Origin of the sequence: Streptomyces sp. CWNU-52B (assembly GCF_047444975.1) — a bacterium.
Taxonomy (GTDB): Bacteria; Actinomycetota; Actinomycetes; order Streptomycetales; family Streptomycetaceae; genus Streptomyces.
Genome location: NZ_JBLFJV010000002.1, coordinates 88,546 through 106,124 on the forward strand (window position 1 = coordinate 88,546; position 17,579 = coordinate 106,124).

A 17,579-nucleotide genomic window follows, 5' to 3' on the forward strand; every position below is an offset into this window, starting at 1 on the left:
AGTTGTCTGCTTTTGATTTGAGGTAGTGCTGAGGGTGGCCGGAGGGCGGTCAGGGGTTGCGGGCGGGGGCAGTTGGCCGGGACCGGGATTCCGCGCCGCCCTGGGACCCGGTACGGGCGTGGACTTCCGTACGGGCCCGGGACGCGGCGCCGATCGCGACGGCCGTGCCGCCGAGCCGGCTCCGTACGACCCGCACGGGGTGGCCGCTGACGGGGGGTTCGGCGGCCAGGGCGGCCAGCATCGGCGGTTCCAGGAGGGCCCAGGCGCGGCTGACCCCGCCGCCGATCACGAAGGTCGTGACGTCGAGGAGCCCCGCCGTGATCAGGATCGCGCGGGCGACCGCCGTACCCGCGGCCTCGTACACGGCGACGGCGTCCGGGTCGCCGCGGCCGGCCGCCTCGGCGACGGCGCGCGCGGTGCGGGTGTGCCCGGTGCGTTCGCCGTACCGGGCGCCGATGGAGCGGCCCGACGCCAGGGTCTCCAGATGACCCCGGCCGCCGCAGGTGCACGGCAGGTCGCCGAAGCCCGGGATGTGGCCCGCCTCGCCCGCGGCGCCGCGCGGACCCTCGTACAGTGCGCCGTCGAGCCACAGGGCGCCGCCGACCCCGGTGCCCAGGGTCAGGCCGAGGGCGTGCCGTTCGCCCGCGACGGCGCCGGTGGCCGCCTCGCCGCGCAGGAACGCGTTGACGTCGTTGTCGAGGAAGACCGGCACGCCGAGCGCGGCCTCCATCGTCGCCGTCACCTCGAAGCCCGCCCAGGCGTGGAAGGAGTCGCTGGCCACCAGGACGCGTCCGGTGCGCGCGTCGACCACGCCGGCCGCGCCGACGCCGACCGCGTGCGGCGGGGCGGGTGAGCGCGCCAGGAGGAGGGCCAGCGCGTCGAGGGCCGTGCGGACCATCGCGGTGCCGCCCCGGGCCGCGGGGGTGGGTACCTCCACGGCGTCCAGGACGGTGAGTTCGGCCGAGCAGAGCACGACCTGGGTGGTGGTGCCGCCGATGTCGACACCGGCGAACACCTCTGCGGCGGTGGCCGGCGGCCGGGGTACGGTCACGCGCGGCTCTCCGTTCCGGAGGGGCTGACGGCGGTGCTCGAGGCGGTGGCGGTGGCGTCGGCGGCAGCCGCGAGTGCGGCCCGGCGTCGGGTGCGGCGGGCGCGCTGGAGCACCGGGTCGGGTACGGGCACGGCCGCGACGAGCCCGCGCGTGTACCGCGTCGCCGGGTGGGTGAGCGTGGCCGCGGTGGTGCCCCGCTCCTCGACGCGGCCGGCCCGCAGGACGACGACGTGCTGGGCGAACCGCTGGACGACCGCGAGGTCGTGGGAGACGAACAGGCAGGCGAAGCCCAGTTCGGCCTGCAGTTCGGCGATCACGTCGAGGACGGTGCGCTGCACGCTGACGTCCAGCGCGCTCGTCGGTTCGTCGGCGACCAGCAGCCGGGGTGCGAGGACCAGGGCCCGCGCCAGACTCACCCGCTGACGCTGCCCGCCGGACAGTTCGCGGGGCCCGCGGTCCGCCAGATCCTTCGACAGCCGGACCCGTTCCAGCACGTCCGCGACCGTGGCCCGGCGTTCGGCCGCCGGCATGCCCCGGCGGTGGACGCGCAGGGGCTCGGCCACGCACTCGGCCACGCTCATCCGCGCGTCCAGGGAGGCCACCGGGTCCTGGAGCACCACGCCGACACCGGACAGCAGGGCGCGGCGTTCGCGGCCCCGGGCCCGTGCGAGGTCCGTGCCGAACAGCGAGACGGTGCCGGCGGAGGGCCGGACGAGTCCGAGGGCGACCCGGGCCGCGGTGGACTTCCCGGACCCGGACTCCCCGACGAGCCCGAGGGTCTCCCCGGGCCGCACGCTGAACGAGACCTCCCGCAGCGCCTCCACGGCCCCCCGCCCCCGCCCGAACCGCACGGAGACGCTCCGCAGGTCGACGACGGGGACCCCGTCACCCACCCGCCGCGGACCAGCCGGACGCCCGGCCCGCCCGAACAGGCCCGCGCCGCCGCCGGGGCGGTCCGTGCCGGGGGTGGCTCGGTCCGTGGTTCCGGTCGGCGGTGCTGCTGTGGTGTCGGTCCCGGGGGCGCTGTCGGCGCAGGCTTCGCCGGGGGTTCGGCCGGAGGCCGTTCGTGCCGGTGGGGCCAGGTGCTCGGCGTGGTCCGGGTGGTCCGGGTCGGCGGTGGGTGGGCCCGGTTCGGGCAGTGTCAGGCGGGGGACCGCCTCCAGGAGGCGGTTCGTGTACTCGTGTGCGGGGCGCAGCAGTACGTCCTCCACCGGGCCCGTCTCCACGACCTCGCCGTCCAGCATCACCGCGACCCGGTCCGCGAAGTCGGCCACCACGCCCATGTTGTGGGTGACGAGCAGTACCGCGGTGCCCGAGTCGGCCGTCAGTCCCCGCAGCAGGTCCAGGATCTCGGCCTGCACGGTGACGTCGAGCGCGGTGGTCGGCTCGTCGGCGATCAGCAGGCTCGGCGCGTTCGCGATAGCCATGGCGATGACGACGCGCTGCCGCTGCCCGCCGGACAGCTGGAAGGGGTACGCGCAGGCCCGCCGCGCCGGATCGGGGATGCCGACCCGCTCCAGCAGCCCAACTGCCTCCCTCGCGGCCTCCTTTGCGGAGAGCGGCCGGTGGTTCCGTACGACCTCCGCGATCTGTGCCCCGACCCGGGTCAGCGGATCGAGCGCGGTCGCGGGCTCCTGGAACACCATCGACACCGTGTGCCCGCGCAAACCCGCCAGCCTCGCCTCGGTGGCCCCCGCCACGTCCGTGCCGTCGACCGAGACCCGGCCCGACACACGCGCGTTCCCCGGCAGGAGCCCCATCGCGGCGAGCGCCACCGTGGACTTCCCGGACCCGGACTCGCCGACCAGCGCCAGTGTCTCCCCGGGCCGCACCCGCAGCGACACCCCGCGCACGGCGGGCACGTCACCCGTCTCCGTGGAGAAGGTCACCCCGAGGTCCGAGACCTCCAGGATGCCCCTCACCTCCGGCAACTCGCCCTGCCCTGGCGGCTCGTCCGTGCCGTCCGCCGCCATCCTCATGCCCGTCCCTTCACGTCGAACGCGTCCCGCAGCCCGTCCCCGACCGCGTTGAACGCGCACACGACGAGGATGATCGCCAGACCCGGCGGCACGATCAGCCACCAGCGCCCGGAGTACGCGGCCGTGAGCCCGGCCGACAGCATTCCGCCCCAGTCGGTGGAGGGCGGCTGGACCCCGAGGCCGAGGTACGACACGTACGCGACGAGCAGGATCGCGTCGGCCACCTGGAACGTCGCCGCGACGACGACGGTCGACACCGAGTTCGGCAGGATGTGCCGGAAGATCGCCCGGCTGTGCGTCCCGCCGATCGCGCGCAGCGTCAGCACGTAGTCCCTGCTCTTCAGGGTGAGCGTCTCGGCCCGTACGAGACGTGACGGGACGAGCCAGGACACCAGCCCCAGGATGAGGATCAGTCCGAGGGCGTCCGGGGTCGTGATCGCCGAGACGACGAGCAGCACGAAGAGCGCCGGAATGGCGATCCCCGCGTCCACGACCCGCATCATGACCGCGTCGAGCCACCCGCCCGCGTACCCGGCGACCGCGCCCCACAGCGTCCCGATGACGGTGGCGAGGAGCCCCGCCGCGAGCCCGACGAGCAGCGAGACCCGCCCGCCGGACATCAGCCGCCCCAGCTCGTCGTGCCCGACGGCGTCCGTGCCGAGCCAGTGCGCGCCGCCGGGGGAGAGGTTCACCTGGTTCAGGTCCGTGTGGGTCTGGTCGGTCGCGTACAGCAGCGGGCCCACGAAGCAGAACAGCAGGAACAGGACGACCACCGCGAGCCCCGCCACCGCGAGCCGGTTGCGCGCGAACCGCCGTACGGACAGGCGGTATCCGGTGGCCGACACCGGGGTAGGGGCCTCGGCCCGGAGTACGGCACTCATGTTCTGCCCGCCTTCGTCCGAGGGTCGATGAGCCGCTGTACGACATCGGCGAGCAGGGTGCCGACGACGGTCGCGACGGAGATGACGAGCACGCAGCCGAGCAGCACCGGATAGTCCGAGGACTGCGCGGCGCTCCAGAACAGCAGCCCCATGCCCGGGTAGTTGAAGAGCTGCTCGACGACGAGCGCGCCGCCGAAGAGCACGGGCACGTAGTAGCCGAGCATCGCGACGACGGGCGTCAGGGAGTTGCGCAGGACGTGCCGCCGCAGGATCGCGCCCGGCCGTGAGCCGCCGGCCCGCGCGGTCCGTACGTAGTCCTCCTGGAGGTTCTCCAGGGTCGCGGCACGCATGTACCGGCTGAACACGGCGACCATCGAGGCCGCCCCCGCGACCACCGGCAGTACCAGGGCCGCGGGCTGCGCGAACACGTCGGCGAGCGTCTCGCCCTGGGGCGCCTGCGACGGGAACCAGTCCAGGACCTGGGTGAACACGAGCACGAGCACGAGTCCCAGGAAGTACACGGGAGTCGCGTACGCCACGAAGCTGAGCGTCGTGATGACGTAGTCCACCGGCTTGTTGCGGCGCACGGCCTGCCACATGCCGAGTGGGATCGCGAGGACCAGCCCGAGGACCGCGGACAGCACGGTCAGCACGAGGGTCTTCGGCAGCCGCTGCTCGATGAGCCGGGAGACCGCCTCGTTGAGCGTGTACGAGGTCCCGAGGTCGCCCTGGAGCAGCGTGTGCAGGTAGTAGACGTACTGGACGGGGAGCGGGCGGTCGAGGCCCTGCTCGTGGTTGAAGGCCGCGATCTGCTGGGCCGTGGCCTGCGGGCCGAGGATCCCGCGTGCGGGACCCCCGGGCAGCGCGTGCAGCAGGCAGAAGACGACGACCGTGACGACGAGGATCACCACGAGGGCCTGGAGGACCCGCCTGATCAGATAGAGAGTCATGTCCATGAGTCGCCCTCAGCCCGCCCTCACTTGGTCCACTTCCACTGCGCCGGGTGGAAGTCGGCGAGCGAGTCCTGCGAGAAGCCGCCGAGCCCGTTCTTGACGACCGAGATCTGGTAGTCGGGCGCCGGGAGCCAGACGACCGGCAGATCCTCGGCGACGGCCGCGCTGTAGTCGCGTACCGCCCCCGAGTCCGTCGAGGTCGTGGACGCGGTGATGAGCTTGTCGACCTCGGGGTTGGAGTAGTTGCCGAAGTTGGAGCCGCCGCCGGTCTGGAACAGCGAGTCCCCGGTCGGGAAGGCGCTGAAGTACCAGCTGCCCGCCGTGCCGAAGAAGGACAGCTGCCACGTGCAGGCCGGCTGGCCCGCTGTGCACTGCGGGGTCTGCGAGAGCACCGAGTTGACCGGCGCGGTCTTGATCGAGAACTTGATGCCGGTCTTCTCCAGCGAGGACTGGATCGCGCTCATCATGTTGTCGGTCACCGTCGAACCGGACTGCGACAGCACCCCCATCTCGAACTTCGTGCCCTTGTCGACGCCCGCACCGCACTGCGCGTCGCCGGTCCCCGGCTCCGTACAGACCATGACGCCGCCCTGCTCGGCCCAGCCGTGACCGGTGAGCAGCTCCCGGGCCGCCTTCGTGGAGAACGGGTACGGGTTGTCCTTCTGCTCCGGGGAGACGAAGTCGGAGGCCTGCCCCTGCGGCACCGGACCGTAGCCGGGCACGGCTGTGCCGTTGAAGATGACCTTGGACAGGCCGCTCTGGTCGATCGACCGCTGGACCGCCTGGCGCGCGTACAGCTGCTTGAACACCGCGCCCATGGCCGGGTTGTTGAAGTTGTACGGCATGTAGGTGATCGCCCAGCCGGACCACGGCTTGACCGTGTAGCCCTGCGCGGTGAACCGGTCCTTCTGGTCGAGGTCGGTCGCCTCGATGTAGCCGTAGTCGACGCTCCCGGAGCGCAGCGCGTTCTTCTCGGCGTCCGCCGTCGTGAACGGCAGCAGGTTCACGGTCGCGATGCCGGGCTTCTCACCGCCGTCGTACTTCGTGTTGGCGGCGAGCACCACCTTGCCCGACGTGGCGAAGGACTTCACCGTGTAGGGGCCGCTGACGGTCTTCCACAGCGGGTCCGAGTCGTAGCCGGAGATGTTCTTCGCGGCGGTGTTGAGATACGTCCAGACTTTTTTCGCTCCCGCGGCGGTCCGGTCGGCGTCGGACACCTCTGCGGACGCGCCGGTCCTGTCCCACGCGTGCTGCGGCAGCGGCTTGATGAGGCTCAGCTGATTGGCCAGCATCCACTGGGAGTTGTAGGTCCTGTCGAAGGCGATCGTGAAGTGCCGGTCGTCGACCGCCTTGAACGAGGTCCAGTTGTCCGGGGCCTTGCCGGGGTTGTAGCTCGCCCACTGGTCCTTGTTCGCCTTGATGAGGTTGAACCAGAACTCGACGTCGCGGGAGGTGACCGGCTTGCCGTCGCTCCAACTCCGCTTGCCCAGGGTGACCGTGACGCTCTTCCCGTCGGCCGCGAAGTCCGCGTCGGTGGCGACCGAACCCGCCTTGTTCCAGGCGATCTTCCCGGTCGAGCCGTCGTACGCGACCAGCGGCTCCCACAGGCTCTGGGCGATGGAACCGTTGTTGGTGTTGAGGTGCGCCGCCGTGCCGATGGGCAGGATCCAGTTGGGCGTGAAGTTGGCGGGCAGCGCGTAGTTGATCGAGTCGGGGGACGCGGAGGACGTGTCGTTCGTGCCGGAGCAGCCCGCGAGCAGCAGTGTGCCCGCCGAGACGACGGCACCGGCGACGAGCGTCGTACGAGCAGGGGACATGGCTCTCCTCAGATGGACAAGGTCTGGGTGCGCAAGGCCGGAGACGAACAGCGGCGCTCGGCGGAGCCAGTCAACGACCGGAGTGTTCGAAGAAACAGGCGGCCCGCTGTAAAAAGTCTGTTACTGCTGTTATGGAAAAAGTCGCGAGACGGACATCCGGGCATACGCTCGGCGCCGCGACCTCCGGAATTCCCCGGCTTTTCCCGACCCCGGGAGTTACTTCGTCCATGACTGAAAAAAGTGCGGCGCATCGCAGGGGCGGCACGGGCGTCTCCTCACTGGCCGAGCGCGTCCTGGAACTGCTGGCCTCCGGGCAGGCGACGACCCGTACGGAACTCGCCGGGCTGCTCGGGGCCGCGCCGTCCACGATCTCCCTCACCGTCGGCCAGTTGCTGGCGCACGGCCTGGTCGCCGAGCAGGGCACGCGGTCCTCGACCGGCGGGCGGCCCCGCAAGGTGCTCAGGCTCGGCGGGAACGAGGGGTTCGCGGTCGCGGCCGACCTCGGCGGACGGCACGCGCGGATCGGGGTCGTCCTGCCCGGGGGCGGCCGCACCGAGGTCTCCACCGTGCCGTTCTCGGCGGCCGAGGGGCCCGAGGTGGCGCTGCCGGCGCTCGCCGAGACACTGGAGGCGCTCGCCGAGAGCCGGGGCCGGGAGCTGCTGCGTGGCGTCGGCCTCTGTCTGCCGGGCCCGGTCGACGTCGGGTCGGGCGTCGTGACGCTGCCCTCGCGGATGCCCGGCTGGAACGGGTTCCCGGTCCGGGACTGGCTGGCGGACCGGCTCGGGGTGCCCGCCGCGATCGAGAACGACGCCAACTGCATGGCGGTGGGCGAGCACAGCGTCCAGCCCGCGGAGCGCCGTCAGTCGATCATGGTGAAGATGGGCTCGGCGATCGGCGCGGGCGTCATCGCCGACGGGCGGCTGTACCGGGGCGCGACCGGCGCCGCGGGCGAGATCACCCACGCCCGGGTCGAGGCCGGCCACGACACGCCCTGCTCCTGCGGCAACACCGGCTGCCTGGAGACGGTCGCCTCGGGCGCGGCGCTCGTCCGGATCCTGCGGGAGCGCGGCCTGGACGTCGAGTCCATGGACGACGTCGTACGTCTCGCCGCCGACGCCGATCCGCAGGCCACCCGCGCCGTGCGGCAGGCGGGCCACTACCTGGGCATGGTCCTGTCCGCGAACGTCAACTTCTTCAACCCCGACGCCGTCTACCTCGGCGGCCTGCTGTCCACCCTCGAACCGTTCGTCGCCGCGGTACGCAGTCAGCTGTACGAGGGCTGCCATCCGCTCGTCACCACGCACCTGGTGATCGAGCGGGCGAGCCTGGGCGCCGACGCCGGGCTCGTCGGCGCGGGCCAGTTCGCGCTGCAACGGGCCCTGGCGAACGCCCTCCAGGCGGTCACCGGAACCAACCCCGCCCACCCTTGACGCCCTGACCCCCAGCACCGTGCGAGGAGCCATGTCCCCATCCCGTACCCCCGTCGCCCGTCCGGTCGTCGCCGTCGCCGGGCTCGGCATCGAGTCGTCGACGTTCTCACCGGCGCGCACCGAGGCACCCGCGTTCCGTCCCCGGCGCGGCGACGACGTCCTGACGAACTATCACTTCCTGGACCCGGGAACCCCGTTGAGGGCCGCCGCCGAGTGGCGCGGCGCCCTGGTCGGCAAGGCCCTGCCCGGCGGTACGGTGACGGCGGCCGCGTACGCCGAACTCTCCGCCGAACTCATCGGCCGGGTGCGGGACCTGGGGCATCTCGACGGCCTCTGGTTCGACATCCACGGAGCCATGACGGTGGAGGGCCTGGACGACGCCGAGGCGGATCTGCTGGCCCGGGTCCGGGAGGTGGTCGGCCCGGACGTGATCGTGTCCACCTCCATGGACCTGCACGGAAACGTGTCGCGCGAACTCGTCCAGCTGAGCGACCTGATCACCTGCTACCGCATGGCCCCGCACGAGGACGCCACGGAGACGAAGGAACGGGCCGCCCGCAACCTCGTGGACCTCCTGACGAGCGGCGCCGACCGCCCGGTCAAGGCCTGGATCCCCGTCCCCGTACTCCTGGCGGGCGAACAGACCTCGACCCGGATCGAGCCCGCGAAGAGCGCCTACGCGGCGGTCGACGAGGTCGAGGCCGCCGACGGTGTCACGGACGCGGCCCTCTGGGTCGGCTACGCGTGGGCGGACGAGCCGCGCAACCGGGCCGCGGTGGTGGTCACGGGCCCCGCGCGGCACGCGGTCACCGCGGGCGCGGAACGCCTGGCGCGCGGTTTCTGGGCGGCACGGCACGACTTCGGCTTCGTCGCGCCGACGGGCTCACTGGACGAGTGCCTCACCGAGGCCCTGGCCGCCGCGCCGGACCGGCGGCCCTACTTCATCAGTGACACGGGCGACAACCCGACGGCGGGCGGCGCGGGCGACGTCACCTGGAGCCTCGCGCACGTATTGTCCCGGCCGGAGTTCAAGGACGAGTCGGGGCCGACGGTCGTCTACGCCTCGCTGCCGGGCCCGGCAGCGGTGGACACGGCGGTGCGGGCGGGCGTCGGGAAGACCGTCACCGTCACGACGGGTGCGGAGGTCGACGACCGGCACGCCGGGCCGCTCACCCTGACGGGCGTGGTCCACGCGATCCGCCACGGCGATCCGCACGCGCGCACCGAGGTGGTGCTGAGGGTCGGCGGCGTGTACGTGATCCTCACCGCGCTGCGCAAGCCGTACCACCACGAGCACGACTTCACCGATCTGGAGCTGTCACCCCGCACGGCCGACGTCGTGATCGTCAAGATCGGCTACCTGGAGCCCGAACTGTTCGCCATGGCGGCCGACTGGAAGATGGCCCTCACCCCGGGCGGCGTGGACCAGGACCTCGCGCGCCTGGGCCACCACCGCATCGCCCGCCCGATGTTCCCGTTCGACGGGGAGATGCCCGATCCGGATCTCACGGCCAGGATCATCCCTCCGTCGAACGAGTGACGGCGCCCGGGGGCCCCGCCCGCGGGGCGCTGCCCGCTACGGCTTGCGGGCGATGGCCCCGTACATCGCGATGTCCTCGTCGCGGACACCCTTTTCGCCCGTGCCGTCCGGGAGCCACTTGTGCACCTGGACGATCCCCGGCTCGACGAGCTCCAGGCCTTCGAAGAACTCCTCGGCCTCGTCGATGGTCCGCAGTCGCATCGGCATGCCACGCGACTGGTACTCACGGCCGACCCGGCCCACCTCCTCGGGCGCGAACTCGGCGGTGCCGATGGTCATCGCGAGATAGCTGCCCGAGGGCAGCGGGTCCAGGAGCCGGCGCACGATGCCGACCGCGTCGTCCGCGTCGAGCACGAAGTGGACGATCGCGATGACGGTCAGCGCCACCGGCTTGTCCAGGTCCAGGGTCTCCCGGAACTCGGCGGAACCGAGCACGGCCTCCGGGTGCTGGAAGTCGGCCTCGATGTACGCCGTCCGGCCCTCCGGGGTGCTGGCGAGCAGCCCCTGGGACAGGGTGAGGACGATGGGGTCGTTGTCCACGTAGACCACCCGGGACTCGGGGGCCACCGACTGGGCGATCTCGTGGAGGTTGGGGGAGGTGGGGATGCCCGTCCCGATGTCCAGGAACTGCCGTATCCCCGCGCTCTCGGCGAGCCAGCGCACGGCCCGGTTCATCCAGTCGCGGTTGGCGCGCATGTGCACGGGCATCGCGGGCCACTCCCGCACCATGGCGTCACCCGCCTCCTTGTCGGCGGGGTAGTAGTCCTTGCCTCCGAGGACGTAGTCGTAGATACGCGCCGAGTGTGCGTTCTCGGTGTCGATCCGGTCGGCAGGCCATCCGTTTTCGGGCAACGCCGTTCTCCCATCATGTCGTCGGTTCACGGTGAACGCTCAAGTCGCGGCAGGAGTTTCGAAACAGCGGATCGGATCGGAGTCGGAGCGGCGGGACCGGAGTCAGAGCAGGAAGTCGGCGCTGCCGGCCTTCACGCCCGCCAGGAAGCTCGTCATCTCACGGGGGGTGAAGACCAGGGCAGGGCCCTCGGGGTCGGTGGACTGGCGCAGTGCCACCCGGCCGTCGCCGAGCTTCTTCGCCTCGACGCAGGCGCCGCCCGCGTCGTCGCTCCACGGCTTGTACCAGCCGTGGGTACCGAGTTCACGGGACGGCATGCCGTTGTGTATGTGGTGGTGCACGTCAGAGCTCCTTGCGGATCGCACCGAGGAGGGCCTCGGTCTTTCTGGCGGGCGTCGACTGGGCGCCCAGCCGGTCCAGGGCCTCGCGATAGACCACGACGTCGTCGTCCTTGTCCAGGTACACAGCGCCCACCAGGCCGCTGAGATAGACGATGTCGGGCAGCTCGCGCGCCCGGAACCGGAAGAGGTGGAACGCGCCGGCCCGCATCGCCGGATGCGGGCCGTTCCTGAACGGCATGATCTGCAGGGTCACCTGGGGGAGCGAGTTGACCCGGATCAGATGGTCGATCTGGGCACGCATCACCTCGGGACCGCCGACCGGCCACCGCAGCACCGTCTCGTCCATCACGATCCACACGCGCGGCGGCGAGGGCCGCGACAGCAGCTCCTGGCGCCGCATGCGCAGCGCCACCCGGCGGTCCGTGGCCTCCGCCGGGGCGTGCGGGTTGCCGGCGCTCAGCAGGGCGCGCGCGTAGTCCTCGGTCTGGAGCAGCCCGTGCACGAACTGTGCCTCGTACGCGCGGATCTGCAGAGCCGCCTGCTCCAGGCTCAGATACGCGGCGAACCAGTCCGGCAGCACGTCGCGGTAGGTGTGCCACCAGCCGCGCTTGTTCGCCTCGCGGACCGACTTCAGGAAGGTGTCGATCTCCTGCTGGTCGCTCACACCGTAGATCTGGAGCAGCTTCTCCGCGTCGGGAAGCCGGAGCCGGGCCACCTTGGCGGCCTCCATACGGCGAATGGTGGAGTGGCTCACCCCGATGGCCGCACCCGCCTGCTCGAACGTCAGTCCGGCACGTGTGCGCAGTTCCTCCAGCTGCTTGCCGAGGATCATGCGCAGGACCGAGGGCACACCGCCCCAGTCGGTTTCCGCGGTCACGCTTCACCCCCTCGCAGCAGGTCTTGAGGTTGCAGTCTGTCACGATCACTCGTTCGACAGAGGAAGCATGCACCGCGCGAATTGCAATTTTCAACTTGCCGGTTGCGAGCTGATGTTGGCAGGTGTCACAGTAGGGCGTACCGTCCCGGCCCGGTGAACGACGAGACGAAGCGGTCGACTTGGGGGAGAACGGCCCGCGTGTCGTCACCTGTCGCGACGAGGTGCTCGCACCTTCGTCGCGGCAGCCGGCCCGAGCGGGACCGGCACCGGTCTGACCTCCGGTGCGAAGGCAGACGAAAGGCGAACGGCGATGGCTACGCCCTCTCTCCCCAAGCCATTGGGCCGACTGCCCGCGGACGCGCGACCCCACAGAACGGCCGTGTTCGGCCTGCCCCCGACGCCCCCCTCGGTGGGCCTGGCCCGCAGGAACGTACGCGAGCTGCTCAGCGCGTGGGGCGCGGAGCCCGAGGCGTCTGACAACGCTGTCCTGGTGATTTCCGAGCTCGTCACCAACGCGCTGACGCACACAGCGAGTGAGAGGATCGTGTGCAGACTGCGCACCGACGGACACCGGCTCCATCTTGAGGTCGAGGACCAGAGCCGCTGTCTGACCATTCCCGCACAGCGCACCGCCGGACCCGATGAGCAGGGCGGTCGCGGACTCATGTTGGTCGGCATGCTCACCAGCGACTGGGGCGTGCGAGACATCGCGCACGGCTCAGGACGTGTCGTATGGGCCGTCCTGCCGATGCGGCCCATACCGGCACGGCCTCTACCACTGCCGCCGCAAGCACGGGAATCCACCCTCTCCGGGCCGGTCCCCGCCCCGCACCTCACCCGGCCCGCCCCCCACTCGGCCGAAGGACTCCTGTCTCATGGAACTTCAGCACGCCCCTGACCCGTGGTCGCGTACCTCCGTGACATCCTCGTCCCCCGCCCCGTCGTCGCCCGTGTCGCCGCCCGAGCGTCCGATCCGCCTGGTGATACCCGCGCAACTGCGCACCGGCCTGGGGTGTGACGTCGTGGGCACGTCCCGGGAGCACGGCGAACGCATCCTGGACTGTCTGCCCCGTGTCGGCTGTGTCTTCGCCGACGACTCCGCGGCCGAGGAGCGCTGGTGGTGGGTCGTCCCCGCCGGATCGCACATCGGCGTCAGCTGGCCGTCCTCCGTCACGTACACCGGCGCCCACCGCGCCGACCCGTCCTGGACCCGGATCCGCCGCGGCCTGCGCTCCGTGAAGCCCCGTCTGATCCACAGCCCCGAGGGTGACTCCCCCTACACACCGCCGATCCCCTTGTACTTCCTCGCCTGCCGCCTCGCCGGCAGCGTCCCGAAGTGGTCCCTCGCGGGGGGCTGAACAGGCTCAGGGACCGGGTGCGCGGCCGGGGCGGCAGAGCCCGGCCGCGGGTTCCCGTGCGCGCGGCGCGGTACCCCGCACGGGCCTGCCGACGGCATCGGCGATACTTCCATCACCCCTCCCGCTCCGACGGGACACCCCTCGGAGCGGGAGGAAGTGGTTCGTCCCGGGCCCGTCCGGGCCCCGTCCGAGGGGAAGTACCGTGCCGCAGTCCCAGCCGCCGGATCCAGCGCCCACACCGCCGTGGCGGCTGCTCCTCGCCTACGTACGCCCGCACCGCTGGACACTGCTGCTCGGCGCCGTGCTGTCGCTGCTGAGCGGAGCCGCGGGGCTCGCGCTGCCGCTGGTGGCCAGGTCGCTGATCGACGACCTGGGGCACGACCGGGCGATCGCCGGGGCGCTGGTGGTCATGTCGGTGGTGGTCGTCGCCAACGCCGCGATCGGCGCGCTGAGCTCGTACGTGCTGCGGTACACCGCCGAGTCCGTCGTCCTCGGGGCGCGCCGCGGACTGGTCTCGCATCTGCTGCGGCTGCGGATAGCCGCCGTCGACCGCAGTGAGCCCGGGGACCTGATGGCCCGGATCACCTCGGACACCACCTTGCTGCGGGAGGTCACCACCGACTCGCTGGTGGGGTTCGGCACGGGCGGACTGACACTGGTGGCCACGCTGGTGCTGATGGGGTTCGTCGACCCGGTGCTGACGGCCGTCACCCTGGGCGTGGTCCTGGTCGCGGGCACGGTGATCGGGGTGATCGTGCCGCACATCAACCGGGCCAGCCGGCAGGCCCAGGACGCGGTCGGGGCGATGGGCGCCTCCCTGGAGCGGACCCTGGGCGCGCTGCGGACCATCAAGGCGTCCGGCGCCGAGCACCGCGAGGAGAAGGCCGTGCACGCGGCGGCCCAGGAGTCCTGGCGGCAGAGCGTGCGGGCCGCCAAGTGGTCGGCGCTGGCCGGGAACACGGCCGGACTGTCGATGCAGGTCGCGTTCATCACCGTCCTCGCCGTGGGCGGCGCACGGGTCGCGACCGAGGCCGTCGACATCGGCACCCTCGTCGCCTTCCTGCTGTACGTCTTCTACTTGATGTCGCCGATCCAGCAGGTCGTCGGAGCGGTCGCCCAGTACCAGACGGGATCGGCCGCCCTGGCCCGTATCGAGGAGGCACGGCGCCTGCCCGCCGAACCGGCCGCCGAGCCCGCGCCCCTGCCGGGACCGGGCGCCGAACCCGCCTCGATCACCTTCCAGGACGTCCGCTTCCGGTACGCCGAGGACCTCCCCTACGTCCATCACGGCGTGACCTTCACCGTGCCCCCGCGCGGCATGACCGCCTTCGTGGGCCCCTCCGGCGCCGGCAAGACCACCGTGTTCTCGCTCATCGAGCGGTTCTACGACCCCGACGCGGGGGCCATCGCGCTGGACGGCCGCGATCTCACCGACTGGGAGGTGTCCGGGCTCCGGTCGGTCATCGGCTACGTGGAGCAGGACGCGCCCGTGCTCTCCGGCAGCCTCCGCGACAACCTCCTGCTCGGCAACCCCGACGCCGACGAGGACGAACTGCTCCGCGCGCTCAAGACCACCCGGCTCGACACACTCGTCGACCGGCTGCCGAAGGGCGCGGACACCCTGGTGGGCCACCGCGGCACCAAGCTCTCCGGCGGCGAGCGGCAGCGGGTCGCCATCGCCCGCGCCCTCCTGCGGCGGCCCCGGTTGCTGCTGCTCGACGAGGCCACCAGCCAGCTCGACGCGGTCAACGAGGCCGCCCTGCGCGACACGGTCGCCGATGTCGCCCGCACCACCACGGTCCTGGTCGTCGCCCACCGGCTGTCCACCGTCACCATGGCCGACCGCATCGTGGTCATGGACGCCGGGCGGGTACGGGCCGTGGGCACCCACCGTGAACTCGTCGCGGGCGACCCGCTGTACGCCGAACTGGCCGCCACGCAGTTCCTCGCGGCCACCGACGACGCCCGCAGCCCGGAGCCGGAGAACGCCTGAGGGCGCCGCCCCGCACGGATCGAGGGTTTTCCCCGTATCCGGCGGACGGCGGCGCCCCCTATCGTCGAGGTGCGCACGAACCGCGGGTAACACCCTGACCACCCGCACGATCACCCCCCACGACCACCCCCCACAGGGTGGGGCCGAAAGGCCCCGCAGGGGTGGCCGACGCGAGCGGGCGTCGGCCACCCCTGCCTTTCGTCGCACGACCGGATACTTTCGGCGCTGTCTTTTCTCCTGTCGCGGGATGGTGGAACCGACGCCCGCCGGGACAGGATGCCCGGATGAAGGGTGATCTGTTTTCCAGCGAGTACATGGTGCAGCCCGCCGCCACGGCGGGCATGAGCGCGCAGAACGCGAAGTCGATCAGGTACGCCGTCAACGGCGAGATGCTCGCCCGGCAGGGCGCGATGATCGCCTACCGCGGCAATCTGCAGTTCGAGCGCAAGGGCCAGGGTGTCGGCGGCATGCTCAAGCGTGCGGTCACCGGCGAGGGACTGCCGCTCATGGCGGTGCGCGGGCAGGGGGAGGCGTGGTTCGCGCACGAGGCGCAGAACTGTTTCATCATCGACATCGACCCCGGTGACGTGTTCACCGTCAACGGGCGCAACGTGCTGTGCTTCGACGCCTCGTTGCAGTACGAGATCAAGACGGTGAAGGGCGCGGGTGTCACCGGCGGCGGCCTGTTCAACAGCGTCTTCACCGGACAGGGCAGGCTCGGCCTCGTCTGCGAGGGCAACCCGCTGGTCATCCCGGTCTCACCGCAGTGGCCGGTGTACGTCGACACGGACGCGGTGGTCGGCTGGACGGCCGACCTCCAGACGTCGCTGCACCGTTCGCAGTCCATCGGTTCGATGATCCGCGGAGGCTCCGGCGAGGCCGTGCAGTTGATGCTCCAGGGGGAGGGATTCGTGGTCGTACGGCCGAGCGAGGCCACACCGCAGAAGGCCCAGCAGCACTGATACGGGCCCGGGTCGGGCCTTCTCGAGGCGGCTGGGCCCTCCGGGTCCTCGCGTGTCCGTCAGGCTTCCTGCCCGTCGTCCGTCCGCCGGCGCCACAGCACGGCGGCGGTGCCGGCGGCGAGCAGAGCCGCGGTGCCCGCCGCGGCGGGCAGGAGCACGCCGGCGCCGGTCGAGGCGAGCGATCCGCCGCCGGCGGCGGTGTCGAAGGAGCCGCCACCGGTCGTGCCGCCCGTGCCGCTCATGTCACCCGGGCCGCCCACGCCGTTCCCGTCGCCCGCGGGGCCGTCGACGGGAACCGTGCTGCCCGAGCCGGTCGGGTCGGTGCCCGGGTCCGTGTCGCCGGGCGACGGTTCGGGCGACCCGTCGGAGGGATCGGGCGAGGGCGTCGGGTCCGGCGGGTCCGTCGGGTCCGGTGGTGACGGCGAGGCGGGAGGCGTCGGCGGCACCGGCGCCCTGAACACGCTGAGCGAGGCGTCGGAGGGGCCGGCGACGAACACCGCGTCGCCGCCCGGCGTCACGGCCACCGACGAGCTGCCCAACTGTCCGTCGACACCGGGCAGTTCGGCGCCCAGACCGAGATCCTTGAGCGTGCCCGTGTCGTACACCGCGAGCCGTCCCACGCCGTCCCCCTCCTCCGGCGGGTTGCCCCAGTCCTGCCACACCGCGAACGCCCGGCCGGAGCCCGGGTCCACGGCGACGTCGGCGACGGTGTCGCCCGGTTCCGCGTCGAAGGACGCGGCCAGTTCCCCGGAGTCGACGTCGTACGCCTCCAGCACGGTGCCGCGCCCCGCCCACAGCACCCCGCGCCCGGTGTCCCACTCCAGGAAGGACATGGCGGCCCCGGCGCCGAGAGCGATCTCCTTGCCGTCCGGCGCGAAGTCGGCCGAACCGACCCTGCGCAGCAGGCCGTCGGTGTTGTCCGTGACCCAGATCTGCCCGGCCGCGGTGTCCACGGCGAGCGGACCCCCGGCGGCCGGGAGCGTGAGGGACCGCTCGACGGTCACCGCGGTCCCGCCGACGGCGACCTCCTCCAGCCGCGTCCCGCGCACGACCACGACCGTGCCGGGGTTCGCACCGGCCTTGGCCTGCGTGATCGTCGTGCCGGTGAGCCAGCCCCCGGTCCCGGTCGGGTCGCCGTCCCGGGCGGCCGCGATCCCGCGCAGCCCGACCAGGTAGTGCACTCCGTCGCCCGGCAGCGGCCCGACGAGCCGTTTGCCAGGCAGCTGGGCGGGCGCGCCCGTGCTGCCGGGCGCGGTCTTCACCCAGCTCCGTACGTCCCCGGACGCCGGGTCGACGACGTGGACCCCGGCCAGGCTCGTGTCCGCCGTACCGGCGACGGTGTCGGACCCGACGTACAGCTTCCCCGACTCGGGGTGCATCAGGAGGTCGAGCGGTTTGCCGACGGTCGTGAGGCGGGCCGTGCGCGCGTACCCGCCGGTGCCGGGCGGGTCGTCGGCGCCGACGGCGGGCGTGCCGGCCGCGACGGCGGCGAGGACCACTGCCGTGACGCCCGCCAGGGCGCCGGCCGCCCGGGGGCGGAGCACCGT

Annotated in this window: 15 protein-coding genes; 6 read left to right on the forward strand and 9 right to left on the reverse strand. The window is 72.2% G+C overall.

Features of this window, described 5'->3' with window-relative positions; translation table 11 throughout:
* Positions 1–49: 49 nt before the first annotated feature.
* Genes ACLVWQ_RS01635 through ACLVWQ_RS01655 form a run of 5 tightly spaced genes read right to left on the reverse strand, consistent with a single transcriptional unit; the run spans position 50 to position 6,681 of the window.
* Positions 50–1,051 carry an ROK family protein gene (locus tag ACLVWQ_RS01635; protein WP_414106252.1) on the reverse strand — a complete coding sequence of 334 codons (1,002 nt, stop codon included), beginning with the start codon at positions 1,049–1,051 and terminating at the stop codon, positions 50–52.
* On the reverse strand, positions 1,048–3,024 hold the full coding sequence (locus ACLVWQ_RS01640) for a dipeptide ABC transporter ATP-binding protein (protein WP_414106410.1): 1,977 nt from the start codon (positions 3,022–3,024) through the stop codon (positions 1,048–1,050). The genes ACLVWQ_RS01635 and ACLVWQ_RS01640 overlap by 4 nt, the downstream gene beginning before the upstream one ends.
* 2 nt (positions 3,025–3,026) lie before the next feature.
* The gene (locus tag ACLVWQ_RS01645; RefSeq protein ID WP_414106253.1) at positions 3,027–3,911 is read right to left on the reverse strand and encodes an ABC transporter permease; all 885 of its coding nucleotides are present in this window, start codon (positions 3,909–3,911) and stop codon (positions 3,027–3,029) included.
* The gene (locus ACLVWQ_RS01650; protein ID WP_414106254.1) at positions 3,908–4,867 is read right to left on the reverse strand and encodes an ABC transporter permease; all 960 of its coding nucleotides are present in this window, start codon (positions 4,865–4,867) and stop codon (positions 3,908–3,910) included. The genes ACLVWQ_RS01645 and ACLVWQ_RS01650 overlap by 4 nt, the downstream gene beginning before the upstream one ends.
* A gap of 20 nt (positions 4,868–4,887) precedes the next feature.
* Positions 4,888–6,681, reverse strand: coding sequence for a peptide ABC transporter substrate-binding protein (locus tag ACLVWQ_RS01655; RefSeq protein WP_414106255.1), 1,794 nt, complete (start codon positions 6,679–6,681; stop codon positions 4,888–4,890).
* A gap of 227 nt (positions 6,682–6,908) precedes the next feature.
* On the opposite strand from ACLVWQ_RS01655, the gene ACLVWQ_RS01660 reads away from it, so the two are divergent.
* Together ACLVWQ_RS01660 and ACLVWQ_RS01665 are read left to right on the forward strand one after the other, a co-directional pair.
* A complete protein-coding gene (locus ACLVWQ_RS01660; RefSeq protein WP_414106256.1) occupies positions 6,909–8,111 on the forward strand; it encodes an ROK family protein in 1,203 nt (400 codons plus the stop codon).
* A 31-nt stretch (positions 8,112–8,142) separates the two neighbouring features.
* Complete coding sequence (locus ACLVWQ_RS01665) at positions 8,143–9,651, forward strand: M81 family metallopeptidase (RefSeq protein WP_414106257.1); 1,509 nt, start codon at positions 8,143–8,145, stop codon at positions 9,649–9,651.
* 36 nt (positions 9,652–9,687) lie between these two features.
* Here ACLVWQ_RS01665 and ACLVWQ_RS01670 read toward each other — a convergent pair whose 3' ends face one another.
* From ACLVWQ_RS01670 to ACLVWQ_RS01680, 3 genes are all read right to left on the reverse strand, one after another.
* Positions 9,688–10,503: an SAM-dependent methyltransferase gene (locus tag ACLVWQ_RS01670; protein ID WP_414106258.1), complete on the reverse strand. Its 816-nt coding sequence runs from the start codon at positions 10,501–10,503 to the stop codon at positions 9,688–9,690.
* A 102-nt stretch (positions 10,504–10,605) separates the two neighbouring features.
* Positions 10,606–10,818, reverse strand: coding sequence for a DUF397 domain-containing protein (locus ACLVWQ_RS01675; RefSeq protein ID WP_414106411.1), 213 nt, complete (start codon positions 10,816–10,818; stop codon positions 10,606–10,608).
* 25 nt (positions 10,819–10,843) lie between these two features.
* Positions 10,844–11,719: a helix-turn-helix domain-containing protein gene (locus ACLVWQ_RS01680; protein ID WP_414106259.1), complete on the reverse strand. Its 876-nt coding sequence runs from the start codon at positions 11,717–11,719 to the stop codon at positions 10,844–10,846.
* A 310-nt stretch (positions 11,720–12,029) separates the two neighbouring features.
* Between ACLVWQ_RS01680 and ACLVWQ_RS01685 the strand changes: the two genes are divergently transcribed.
* The 4 genes from ACLVWQ_RS01685 (at position 12,030) to ACLVWQ_RS01700 (ending at position 16,032) form a co-directional block, all read left to right on the forward strand.
* On the forward strand, positions 12,030–12,617 hold the full coding sequence (locus ACLVWQ_RS01685) for an ATP-binding protein (RefSeq protein WP_414106260.1): 588 nt from the start codon (positions 12,030–12,032) through the stop codon (positions 12,615–12,617).
* A gap of 19 nt (positions 12,618–12,636) precedes the next feature.
* Positions 12,637–13,077 (forward strand): hypothetical protein, encoded by a 441-nt coding sequence (locus ACLVWQ_RS01690; RefSeq protein WP_414106261.1) that lies wholly within the window; start codon positions 12,637–12,639, stop codon positions 13,075–13,077.
* Positions 13,078–13,279: 202 nt separating this feature from the next.
* Positions 13,280–15,070, forward strand: a complete 1,791-nt coding sequence (locus ACLVWQ_RS01695) for an ABC transporter ATP-binding protein (protein ID WP_414106262.1) — start codon at positions 13,280–13,282, stop codon at positions 15,068–15,070.
* Positions 15,071–15,354: 284 nt separating this feature from the next.
* The gene (locus ACLVWQ_RS01700) at positions 15,355–16,032 is read left to right on the forward strand and encodes an AIM24 family protein (RefSeq protein WP_414106263.1); all 678 of its coding nucleotides are present in this window, start codon (positions 15,355–15,357) and stop codon (positions 16,030–16,032) included.
* Positions 16,033–16,091: 59 nt separating this feature from the next.
* Here the strand turns inward: ACLVWQ_RS01700 and ACLVWQ_RS01705 are convergent, their stop codons facing one another.
* Positions 16,092–17,576: a hypothetical protein gene (locus tag ACLVWQ_RS01705; RefSeq protein WP_414106264.1), complete on the reverse strand. Its 1,485-nt coding sequence runs from the start codon at positions 17,574–17,576 to the stop codon at positions 16,092–16,094.
* Between the last annotated feature and the right edge of the window lie 3 nt (positions 17,577–17,579).